Source organism: Trabulsiella odontotermitis (assembly GCF_030053895.1).
In the GTDB taxonomy this organism is placed as follows: domain Bacteria; phylum Pseudomonadota; class Gammaproteobacteria; order Enterobacterales; family Enterobacteriaceae; genus Trabulsiella; species Trabulsiella odontotermitis_C.
Map to the genome: position 1 here is coordinate 958375 of NZ_CP125781.1, position 12130 is coordinate 970504.

3 protein-coding genes are annotated in these 12130 nt (G+C 55.0%); 1 reads left to right on the top strand and 2 read right to left on the bottom strand.

Features of this window, described 5'->3' with window-relative positions; genetic code table 11:
* Window positions 1-6 precede the first annotated feature (6 nt).
* Together QMG90_RS04750 and QMG90_RS04755 are read right to left on the bottom strand one after the other, a co-directional pair.
* Window positions 7-9021, bottom strand: coding sequence for a hemagglutinin repeat-containing protein (locus QMG90_RS04750; protein WP_283282808.1), 9015 nt, complete (start codon window positions 9019-9021; stop codon window positions 7-9).
* A 12-nt stretch (window positions 9022-9033) separates the two neighbouring features.
* A complete protein-coding gene (locus tag QMG90_RS04755; protein WP_283282809.1) occupies window positions 9034-10728 on the bottom strand; it encodes a ShlB/FhaC/HecB family hemolysin secretion/activation protein in 1695 nt (564 codons plus the stop codon).
* 536 nt (window positions 10729-11264) lie between these two features.
* Between QMG90_RS04755 and QMG90_RS04760 the strand changes: the two genes are divergently transcribed.
* Window positions 11265-11984 (top strand): GntR family transcriptional regulator, encoded by a 720-nt coding sequence (locus QMG90_RS04760; protein WP_241353418.1) that lies wholly within the window; start codon window positions 11265-11267, stop codon window positions 11982-11984.
* Window positions 11985-12130: the final 146 nt, after the last annotated feature.

Here is a 12130-nt window from a genome sequence, read left to right on the forward strand (position 1 = left end):
TCTCCTTCATTTTTCTGATGGCCTTGCAGGAACAATGTGGACACCATTTTTCCCATAGTGAACGATACCGTTCGTTGTCGGTATGGATATTCCTGTTTGAGGGTCTATGTAGTTCCCTATAGGCTTCCCATAGTTTATACGCTCTTTTGAACCAGGAGTCCCGACAGGAACGTTACCTACTTGCTGACCAGTTCCCAATTTAGGAAGCAATGAGTCAGGGGAAACTGAAAGTGTGCTCTTATTCAACCCTGCTTCAGAAGCGATTTTGAATTCATTCGTACCTGGTACGTGTTTATTTTGCTGTCCTTTATTAATCGAAAACTTAGCTCCACCACCACCACCTTTCAGTGGATCGCCATCCCCATCAAGAACTTTGGCAGTACTGTTAAATAAAGGGTTAATGTCAATAATTTTGCCCGGTCGAAGCCCGAGCCGCTTTTCTTCTTCCTCACTAAGCGAGTTATTCTCAACTGCATTTTTACCCGCCTGAGCACCGGTCCCTGCTGCTGCACTGTTGCCTGCCAGTCCACCGGCTACCCCCGATGCGATGGTTGCCAGCATGCTGATTTGCTGACGTTCCTGTTCGCTGAGATTGTCGGTTTTACCACCATAGTAGTTATTGATGATGTATTGTGCCGCTAGCTCCCCACTGAACGCACCTGCTGCACCGGCTGCAGCATTGTTTCCGCCTAGCTGTGCTGCCAGTGCACCCCAGACAGCATGTGCCATCAGGTTCGCTTCCTGGTTGTCTCCGGTTGTCTGCTTGATAAGCTGTGCGACTGCCGGATTCAGCCCACCCGCCAGCGCCTGACCGAAGTTGTCAGCATTCAGTCCGCCCAGCACACCCGTGATGGCCTGTACCACCATCTGCGATGTGCTGCCCGTGCCGTAGCCCTTCATGACATCCTTGTAGTCTTGCGTGTTGCGCAGTTGCTCATCACTCAGGCCCGGATGCTTATCTCTTGCTTTCTGCATCGCCTCAGTTTCACCCAGTGTCATGACGATGTTACTCATCTGACCGCCAATCTGGCTGATAACCTGTGCTTGCTGCAGACGTTGCTGTTCTTTCTCCTTGTCAAAGATAGGAGCAATGCTGCCGTTGGCATTTTCCGGGTCCCGGCTGAGGTCAGCCACATCCTGCTTCTGATTTTCCTTATCCCGTATGACGATACTGCCGCCACTGATGGCAGATGACGTGGTGCCTTCCGCATGCCCCTTGCTGCCCGAAAGTCCTGTAAGGGCATTCGCCGCATTTGCCATTGCATTTGAGGCCACCATCTGGCTGCCTGACATCCCGGAGCCACCGGAAACGCTGATACCGGTATGACTGGTTTTGTAGTCCGCCTCATTGTGAATATCCGTCCAGCCCAGCGTTCCGGTGTCGAGTCGGTTTTTATCGTCCGTTGCCGTGGACGCAATCACTGCCCCGTCAAGCTGGGTGTGATTACCCACAGTGACATCAAAACCACCTTTTCCGGCGTAAATTCCGCTCTGTTCCTGAACCGAGTCGTAATTGCTTTTGATTTTGTCCTGACTGATGCTGGCATAGGCACTCCCGCCACCTCCGCCAAACGTAAAGCTGCCGCCTGCGGCCACGCTGTTCTGTTTACTGTCGTAGCGGTCACTGTCCTGAAGACTGGAAATCGTGAGGTTGTTCCCCACATCAGCGGTCACTTTCTCACCGCTGACCTGGGCACCGGACAGGGTGGTGTCCCGTCCGCTGGTGAGGGAGATATTTTTACCCGCATCCAGTGTGGTTTCGGTCCAGGTCGTGCCGTTGCCTTTCTCGCTGCCTTTTGACCCGTTAATGCTGGCGAAGATACTCAGCCCGCCGCCGTTAGTCCCGCCACCAAAGCTGACGCCGACACCACCGCCCTTGCTGCTGTTCTTCCCTGTGGTCTGCTGCGTGTTCGCGGCGGCTGCGAGAAGAATGTCATTCTGCGCGTTAAGGGTTGTGTCATTGCCGGATTTAATCTGGCTGCCTGCAATGAGGATATCGCCGCTGTTGTTCTGGTCCTTATTTTTCCCGGTGGCAGTGATGGAGACATTGTTACCGGCACTGAGGGTTGAGCCGGAAACCATATCGTGCTGATATTTCGTCTCTGACTTCGACTGCTGATGGTTCAGGGAGATGCTCACGCCGATACCGTTATTCGGGTCAGCACTCTGCTGTTGTAATCCATAATTCGCTCCGGCCTGTACGCCGGACAGGATGGCTTGAGTCCCTTTCAGTGCCCCCAGTCGACTGTCACTGCTGTTTTTTGCATCCTGCGCAGCGGATACAGCCTGATTCAGCGCACTGCCGACAGCACCTGAGAGGGCCACTGTGATACCCGTGGATTTCTGCTCAAATCTCTCGTCCACGGTGCGACGGTCATGACCCGGGTCAATCACCACACTGTCACCGGTAATGCTGATGTCCCGGTTTGCAATCACATCCGAGCCGCTGATATGCACCTGGTTACCCGCGGTGATGCTGACGTTACCGCCCGTACTGCCCACCGTGGAGGCACTCTGGCTCTGTGTGGTACCGGCCTCACGGCGGTCATGCGTGGTTTTACTGCTACCGATGGTGAAACCAATGCCACCGGTACCCATCAGACCGGATTTTTTCTCTTCCTTAAAGCGCCAGGATGTATCGGTGTTGGTGGCCGCCGTAATCTCCACGTTATTGCCGGCAGCCAGTGCCACATCCTGGTCAGCCACCACATCTGAGCCTTTTACCTTCAGGTCATTACCCGCACTGACGGTGACGCTGTTCCCGGAAAGCAGGGAGCCTTTCTCCCGGGTGGCGCTGTCTTCCTCAATGGTGTGTGTGGTTTTCTTGCTGAGGAATCCGCCGCTGGTTTTCTTCTCTTCCTTATAGTGATAATCACTTTCGGTAGCGGTGGTCAGCGTAACGTCACGCCCGGCAACCAGGGCAATATCTCCCCCCGCTGTTGCAGAAGAGGCCTCAGACGTGATATCCCGTCCGGCAACCATCACGGTATCTCCACCGCTGAGGATTTCCGTGCTCTGCTGGCGGACCGATTCATTAATCTCTTTTTTGTTTTTCGACATGTAGCTGTTGCCCTGGCTGGCAGATTCCGCCATCAGGTTCATGTCGCGGCCCGCCTGCAGGGCGACGTTGTTTTCCGCCGCAATCCCGGCAGCCTGACTGTTCACATCACGACCAGCGGCAAGGGTGAGATTATCTCCGGCTGTCACCGTGGAGACTGCCGCGTGGCTTTCGTGGCTTTCAGCTTTGCCGTTGCGCTGCGTTTCTCCTTCACGTGCGGCATTCAGGTTCAGGTCATTGCCCGCCGCGAGCAGGGCACTTTCACCTGCAGATACAGAAGACGCGGAGACGTTCAGGTCGTTGCCCGCCTGCATGGCGAGATTACCGCCTGCAGTGATGCTGCTGCCCTGTTGACTGACAGAGCTGTTGTTGATATCGCCCTTACCCCTGAATCCGGTGCGACTCTTGTGCTCTGCGATCTCATTCGCCGTAACGTTAATATTACCTTCTGCTGCCATGGTGAGATCGCCACCTGCAGCGACATTTGCGCCGGTGACGTTAATATCTTTCCCGGCGTAAAGATCGAGGGAGTCCTTCGCGGTGATGGAGGCTGTCGGTCCGACGTCTGTTCCTGAAATATGGACATTGCCGGTACGCCCTTTCGCATTTACATCCCACTGCTGTGTCTGAGTGATGTTGTTAATGCTGCCGGTCACGCTCTCCAGTTGTACGGTCCTACCGCTGATAGCCGAGCCGATATTGTTGATATCACCCAGCGCGCTCAGTGAAAGGTTCCCGCCAGCGTTTATCAGTCCGGTATTCAGGTTGCTGAGGCTGTTGCTGCTGTCGATAGCTAATGCATTCTGCGCAGTAATGGTGCTGCCATCGTTGATGACAGTACCACCAGCCAGTTGAATGTTATTTCCGCTGATAACGCTGCCGATCTGCACGACAACGTCTTTCGGTGACAGATACACTTTCGGGAGCATCACCGTCTGACCGTTGATGGTCGCGGATTCCCACCACAGGATGCTCTGATCGAGTGCGGCGATCTGCGCGGCCGTCAGCGCGACGCCAAACTGCAGGCCGAGGGCGCTCTGCGTGGCGGCGGCGTTATCTATCAGGTATCGCATCTGGTCGAGGTCAGAGCCGAGACCGTTGATATAGCGACTGCCGGTCTGGTTGAGGATGTAATTGCTGACGTAGCGGGTATCAAATGCCGCATCACCGAGGAAGCGATAGTCGTTATCCGGGTTAAGGCCGAGCCGGTCGAGGAAATACGACGATCCCAGGAACTGGTTCTGATCAGTAAACGCGCTGTTCGTTTCTCGCGGCGCATCGCCCGGTTGCATGCCCAGCAGCGCATAAAGGTCGCCATACAGGCTGGGGTCAAGCTGACCGAGTCCGTCGAGTTTCGGGTTAACAGTAATAAGATACGGGCTGTCCGGATCGGTGGACGTAACAAAATAGCCGTTATTGCCCGAGGGGAGGGGATAAGCTCCGGTGGCTGAATTATCCAGTGAATCGCCACCGGTCAGGTTTTGCAGTGCCTCATTGACTTCATCGCGCCATTCGGGGGAATTGACTGCGACAGTGTCTGCGTCTGTGAGCGATTGCGTTTGTTCCGCATCACTTACCGCCTGTTGACTGAGCGGTGTCAGCGACGGGGTGGTGATAGCGTTACTAATCTGCCCGGCACTGGCGGTGGCACTGGTATTACTGATATCACTGGTGAAAGTGGCATTAACATTGCCGCCCGCCTGGATAACAGATCGATAAATATCGCCATTTTCCCGTGAGGTATCATGACCGACCAGCGTAAACGCAATTGTATTACTGTCCGGCATAACGTCTGAGTATTTATTCCCGTCTGTCGGGTAGCCGGTTTCCGGATCTACCGCATACCCGATACGCCCGGGATCGTACTGATAGACATACCACTCTGTGGCTGTCCCTGACTGCCAGCTCTGATTATTGAGCACGTTTCCGGTAAGGATGATATTCCCGTTAGCCAGAATATTACTGGCCTGGTTTTCCAGCGTACCGGCGGCGATGGTCAGGTTATTGCCTGATGCTATCTGCGCCACGCCTCCGGTGCTTGTTACATCAAGCCGGGTCTGGTTGGCGATGAATTTCTGTACGGCTGAATCAGTAAACATCGCATAATAGAACTGATTCCAGTGAATATAGTTACACGCACCATGGCCGTTGCACGATCCCACCTGGCGCTCAACCACCTCGCTGGTCATGCCATAGCTTCCCTCAGCCAGGTTACTGATATCGATATTTACCGTTGCATCGCCGATGCCGGGGATCGCCTGCCCGCCATTAATATGTGTTTCTGTAACTTTCAGACCATCCCGCTGATTCAGCAGATGACCCGTCTTCATCGTGATATCACCCCTGAGGGTCTCGATATTTCCTGATGTATTGATAATCTCCGTGTTCGCCGCACCCGCTGCATTCTTCTGCATCACCAGGCTGTTGCCCGCCAGAATATCGCCGTAAATATTGTGAATGCGGTCAGCAAACAGCTGCAGATTGTTACCGGCATAAATCAGTGCGGTGTTCAGCAGCGTTCCGGCGGCGTTCATCGTCATGTTACCTGCCGTACCGAGAAAACCATTCACCGTGATATCACTACGTGAGGTCATCTGTACGTCACCGCCCGCCGACAGGCTCCCCGCGTCGTTAAGCAGAATGCTCTGCGCATTGAACGTGCTGCTGGCCGTGCCGGTGGTCAGTTGACCATTGTTGGTCAGCACGCCCCCCGCACTGAGCAGCAGGCCGTTGCCCTGCATGACGCCATTGCTGGTGATGGCCCCCTGCGAGGTCACGGAGAGCAGATTGCCCGCCGCCAGGGTGCCGCTGTGGGTGAGGGCGCTAACCAGTTTCAGGGTGGTATCGCCAAGCGCGACGACCTGACCGGCGCTGGTGAGGGTGTTGCTGTCGAGCAACAGATCCCCGGCGCTGAACAGTTTGCCGTCTGCCTGGTTATTAACGGTAGCGCTCTTCACGGTAAGGGAAGAGGTGCCCAGTACGGTGCCGCTGTTAGTCAGCGTGTTATTCAGCACCTGCAGGTTTGCGCCCTGCAGCGTGCCGGTGTTGGTCAGGCTGGTTCCGCGCAGCTCGGCATCACCGGTCGCCACTATCTTCCCGCCGTTAACGGTCTGCACGGCATTCACCAGCAATGTCAGCGCCTGGATAAGCCCGTTACTGCCAGTGGTGAGTTGTGGCGTGGTCAGTGTGAGTCTGCCGCCGGAGAGGATGTTGCCGTCGTTCTGCGCGCGAGTGCTGGCGGTGAGCGTGGTCGCGCCGCCGCCCTGCAGCGTACCGTTGTTGATAAGTGTCGCGGTGGAGAGGCTGAGCGCATTCTGACTCAGCAATACGCCATTCACGGCGTTGTTCAGCTCGCCACTGATGTTCAGGTCGAGCGATTCCCCCTGCACGCGTCCACTGTTGGCGAGCGACGCGGCGTTGACAGTCGTAGCTTTACCCTGCAGTTGTCCGGCGTTACTGATGCCTGCGGCCTGCAGTGCCAGCGCACCGGCGCTGAGCATTTTGCCGCCGGTCTGGTTGGTCAGCATCCCGTTCAGCGAAACCGCCAGACCACTGACGCCGGTGATGTCGCCTGCGTTGGTCAGTGTGTCACCCGACAGCGTCAGGTTCTGCGCGATCCATTGTCCGCTGTTGCTTAAATTCAGCGCACTGAGCGCCATCTCACCATTCGAAATGAGCTTACTGCCTGCCGCGCCGGTGAGGTTACCGGTCAGACGGACGCTCATGCTTTCTGACGCCTGAATAATGCCGCCATTCGTCAGTGACAGCGCGTCAGTCAGCACGCGTTTACCCTGCCACTGTCCCTGGTTATTGATGGTACTGGTGCTGGCGTTCAGATCACCGGCGGTCAGCAGCGAGCCTGTGGTACGGTTGTTCAGCGTCGTTCCCGCAAGGGTTAGATTGCCTGCTGACAGCACCTGGCCCTGGTTGTCCGTGCTCTGTGCTGTCAGAATGGCGTTACTCTGGCTCATGATGTCGCCACTGTTAACAAACTGGCTGGCGAGGGTAGCGGAGAGATTACCGGTCGCCAGCAGGCTGCCACTGTGGTTCCAGCCCGTACCGTTCAGCGTGACGTTCTCACCCTGCAGGGTTCCTGTGGTGGTGAGCTGCCCGGCGGTGATATCCAGCGCGCCCGCAGTTAACCAGCGGCCTGCGGTGCCCTGCGTCAGTGTGTCACCCGCGAGGGTCAGGGCGCTCACTCCCTGCAGCAGACCGTCACCAGTGAGGGTGGTGGTCTGGACGGTCAGGGCGGCATCGCCAGAGATAAGACCGTTATTAACGATATCGGGAATACTGAGCGTCAGGTTTGCGGCACTGTACAGAGTCCCGGCCTGCTGGTTATCCAGTTGGCGGGTGTTCAGCAGCAGTTGTGAATCGCCCTGCAACAGACCGCTGTTGGTCAGCGTCTGTGACTGAGTGTTCAGGGTGGTGGCCGTCATCACGCCCTGGTTAATCAATGCCGGAGCGTTAATGTTCAGTGCCTCTGCACTGCTTTTGCCGCTGTGGGTCAGACGTTCGCTGGCGGTAATTTTTAACTGACTTTTCGCCGCCTGGGTACCGCCCAGAGTGGCCTGCTTCGCGTTGAGCGTCAGGTTACGCCCCTGAATCTGCGAAGCGGTGGTGGTGCTGAGGTTCTGTCCCTGCACCGTGATATCGCCGGTGGCGTTTACCGCACCGCTCAGCGTCTGGTTTGTAGCATTCAGCGACAGGGCATTACCGGCGACCAGTTCGCCGCTGTGGCTGAGTGTGCCGGTGGTGACGCTCAGGTTCTGCCCGGCGGTCACGCGCCCCTGTGTTGCCACACTGCTACCTGCATTCAGGGCGATATTGCGTGCGGCATCGGTCTGGCTGTTGCCATCCTGAGAAAGGGTGGTTGCCCGCAACGTGGCATCCCGACCGGCGATCAGTTTTTCATTCTGTTGAGTGATTTTACCGCTGGCAGTCAGGCTGAGGTCGTTGTCGCTGTTAAGCGAACCGTTGCCAAGAGCGATGTCGCTCTGGCTGCTGACGGTCAGGTTACCGCCTGCCTTGTGATCGCCGGCTAAGGTGACGGACTGGCCTTTTGCCGTGATGGCGCCGGTGGCGAGGCTGTTGTTGACGGTCAGTCTGCCGTTCGTATCCAGCGTAATATCACCGCTGCGGGCATTGAGGTTACCGAGGTTCACCCCGACGCCGCTTTCACCGGAGACCAGTTGAATACGGTTGGCGTACATCCCGCCGAGTGCGCCGGTATCAATGGCGACTTTCGGTACCTCGCCTTCACCTTTCAGTGCACTGACGCGACCGTCCGCCGTCACCCTGTTGGCCCCGGCAATCACTGTCAGGTCTTTTGCATGCAGGGCGGCGTTAATGTCCGTGGCGCGGGTAAGAATGGATACTGAGTCGCTGAGACTGCCGTCGAGCCCCTGACCTTCAATGGTAATGCTGCCTTTAGTGACATCAAACGACTGCAGGTTGCCGCTGGCATCCAGTACCGGTTTCCCGGTGGTCAGTGTCACATTTGGGGTATTGATAAATCCGCAGCCGTTACAGGTAATGCCGTAAGGGTTGGCAACAATCACGTTCGCCGCTTTACCCGCCACTTCGGTATAACCCTGAAGCTGTGAACGGTTAGCGCTGGTGACTTCGTTAATGATACCTCTGGCTTCCTGACCCGCTTTCAGGTTCGGGTTGTTCTGGATCAGACCACCCAGTTGGGTCTGATTGAGTTTGCCGGTGGCGTTGTTGAGGATTAACCCCTCTTTACCGACATTGTAATTATTGTATTTGTTATGGGATATCCCAGCTCCGTTAGGCGTGGCGATATTCACCACCGGCACGCCGTTGCCTGCCTTGTCCATCTTTGTGTTACCGGTGGGGGTGATGGTCGCAGCCACCGCGGGCAGAAACGGTTGCGTTGCCAGCAGGGTACTCAGCAGCCAGCTCAGTACACGCTGAGAAAATCGGGTCTGATTGTTATCCATCGTTTTTGTCCCTTAAAACGCCACCGCCACGCGGTAATAAATAATAAAATGGTCCGGTGCCAGCCAGTCCGGGTATTTCACGGGGGTTCCCACGGTAAACTGTGTCGAAAACCAGCGGTTCGCGCTGGTCAGCCCGACCGCTGCACCCCATAACGTGCCGCTGGCGTACGGATCCTGGTCATCCTGTTTCAGCCAGCCGCCATCCAGTGCCGCCATCACGCTGATTTGCCCCAGCCACGGCAGGGTAAACAGCGAGTAATTCAGCTCATTTCGCAGATAACCGCCATTGTTGCCGGAGAGATACTGTTCTTTAAATCCACGAACAGAGCTTTCTCCACCCAGAGTGAGTTGTTCAGCTCCGTATAGCCGGTCCGGTGACCACTGAAAGTAAACGCTGCTGAGCCACCAGAGATCGGTCGCCAGAGGCCGCTGGAAGCTGCCGTTGAGGCTCCACTTTCGGAACTCCGCTTTCGGCACATCGCCATATTTGTCGTGATCGTCCTCCGCCCCCAGCCACGGTACGCCGTGGGTAAAAGACGGGTTGAGGGTCGCCACACCGCCGAGCACTTTTTGCGTGTGGTTGATACCGAGCATCACGCTGGAGAGCCTGCGGCTGCTGGAGTCCAGCAGCACGTCGTCAAGGTAGTTATGGTTGATGCGGTGGGTGATGCCAGCGGTAAGCCCGGTTTTGATATCGCCATTGCGGAACACTACCCATGAGCCGGTAAGCCGGTGGGTTTCGCTGTCGCCAGTTGAGCGCCACGGCCAGCCGTTGTTATCAATGGTGTTGAGGTAATTGCTCCAGCTGTAGCTGTAGTCGAGCAGACCGTAGCCATACGGCACGCTGACACCCGCAGCAAAATTCTGCGCATCATGCGAGTTTGAAAAATCACTGCTGCGCCCGCCGCTGACGAACCATTTATCCGCCAGCCCGAGCAGGTTATTGCCGGTCAGCGCGCCGCTGAACTGGCCGGTGCCGGTGCTTTTCTGCCCGCTGTTATCAAAACTTACCGACCCGCTGAGCGGAAATTCCGGGGCGGCGGTGAGATTGACAATTGACCAGCCCTGTTTGTCGCCTGGCTGGATTTCAATCTCCACGGGAACCTGCCGCACGCGGTTTAATTGCTCCATACCCTGTTCGATGTCGCGCAGGTTAAGGATTTTTCCTTCCAGCCCGGGAAAAGTCATGGCGAGCGTCCGCTGCGGAACACCTTCCAGTCGGATTTGCTGTAACCGACCTTCCAGCACCGTAAGATGCAGCACGCCGGAAGAGAGGTCCTGCTCAGTCAGAAAGGCACGGCTGGTGATATACCCCCGGCTGATGTACCACTCGGAGACGGCGTTAGTGACCTGCGTCAGACGTGCCATATTCAGGCACTGATTCAGCCAGGGCGCGGTAACGGTATGTGCGTCGTGTGAAGAGAGCAGGGTGGCGCCGCGCACCTCAATACGAGAAATGGTAAAGCACGGGCCTTCTGTGGCCGGTGGTGCGACAGGAGCAGTCGGACGGGGCAGCGGCGTGCTGCGCTCCAGTTCATCACGCTGACGCTGGTTCTGCTCAAGCAACTGTTGTTGTTGCTGTTGAATCGTATCGCGGTCAGCCGGAGAGAGCGGAGCCGCTGTGGCGCGCGCGCACGCTACCGCCAGAATGGCGAAACAGAAAAGGCGCGTGACGACGGAATATCCGCGTACTGGCTTCCTGCCCATTACTTATCCTTAAGGGAGATTTCGTATAAAAATTAAACGTGAAAATAATCCATAAGTAAGATTTTGTAAATAACATTATTAATTGTGCAGTTATTGTAAGAAAGGCTAATGTATTTAGTCGTCTTACGGCAATGACGATAACCGGAAATTAACTGGTTTATAGAGAAATTCAGGCAAGGTATTTTATCGATACACAGGGTGTAAGATGGGATAGGCCGTGAACTGCTGTCGTGACGAGTCATTTTCCCGCCCCGATAAACCAGGAGTGCGTCATACGTAATACGCCTGCTGCAGGGAGTGAAAATGAAAGCAAAGAAAAGAGAAGGAAAAATGCAGGGACACTATGGACAATCGCTGAACTGTCTTTTCTTGAAAGAAATTATGGTGTGCTTACAGGAAGACTAAATATCACGCGCCAACCTCACAACAGATTTCATCTTAACCGTTTTTCGCTGTTATGGGTCTATGTCAGCGAGCAAATGTCAGGTAAATTGTTATAATACATGGCGGGTATTTTATAATACAAATGGATACAAATGATGGAGCAGCCTGACAGCAAAAGCGCAAAGCCACTCTATAAACAGCTTGAAGCCTCCCTCAAAGAGGCTATTTTATGTGGCGAATATCAACCTGGACAGCAGATCCCTACTGAAAATGAGCTAAGCGCACAATGGGAGGTCAGTAGGGTAACCGTGCGAAAAGCACTGGACGCGTTAACGCGTGAAAAACTCCTGACCCGCGTGTCAGGTAAGGGAACGTTTGTTTCCACTGAAAAATTTCAGCGTAGTATGACAGGGATAATGAGTTTCACCGAGTTATGCCAGTCACAGGGGCGGCGACCCGGCTCACGTACTATCAAATCAGTCTTCGAGTCTATCGATGATGAGACACGGTTTTTGCTGGGCATGACTGCCGAAGAAAAAGCTGTTGTCATCGAACGTATTCGCTATGCTGACGATATTCCCGTCTCGCTGGAAACCGTCCAGATGCCACCCCGTTTTGCCTTCCTGTTACAGGAAGAGCTTAACAATCAGTCGCTATACGAGTGCTTGCGTGAGAAACACGGTTTGTGGTTTACCCACTCACGAAAAATGATCGAACTGGTTTACGCGAGTTTTGAGGTTGCTCATTATCTGGGCGTAGCAGAGCATTATCCTCTTATCCTCATTAAGAGTGAAATGATCGACAACAAAGGCGAATTGTCCTGTGTCTCCAGGCAACTGATTGTCGGCGACAAAATTCGTTTCACGGTGTAGTTTTACCCTTTCAGCAGTCATACTGATTCATCCAAATCGGGATCCACGTCGCGGATCCCGTTTTTTTTTGCTTTGCATCTTGAACAAATGTATCTAAATGTCATATAAAAATATAAACACATTACAAGTCATTTGTGGCGGCAGAG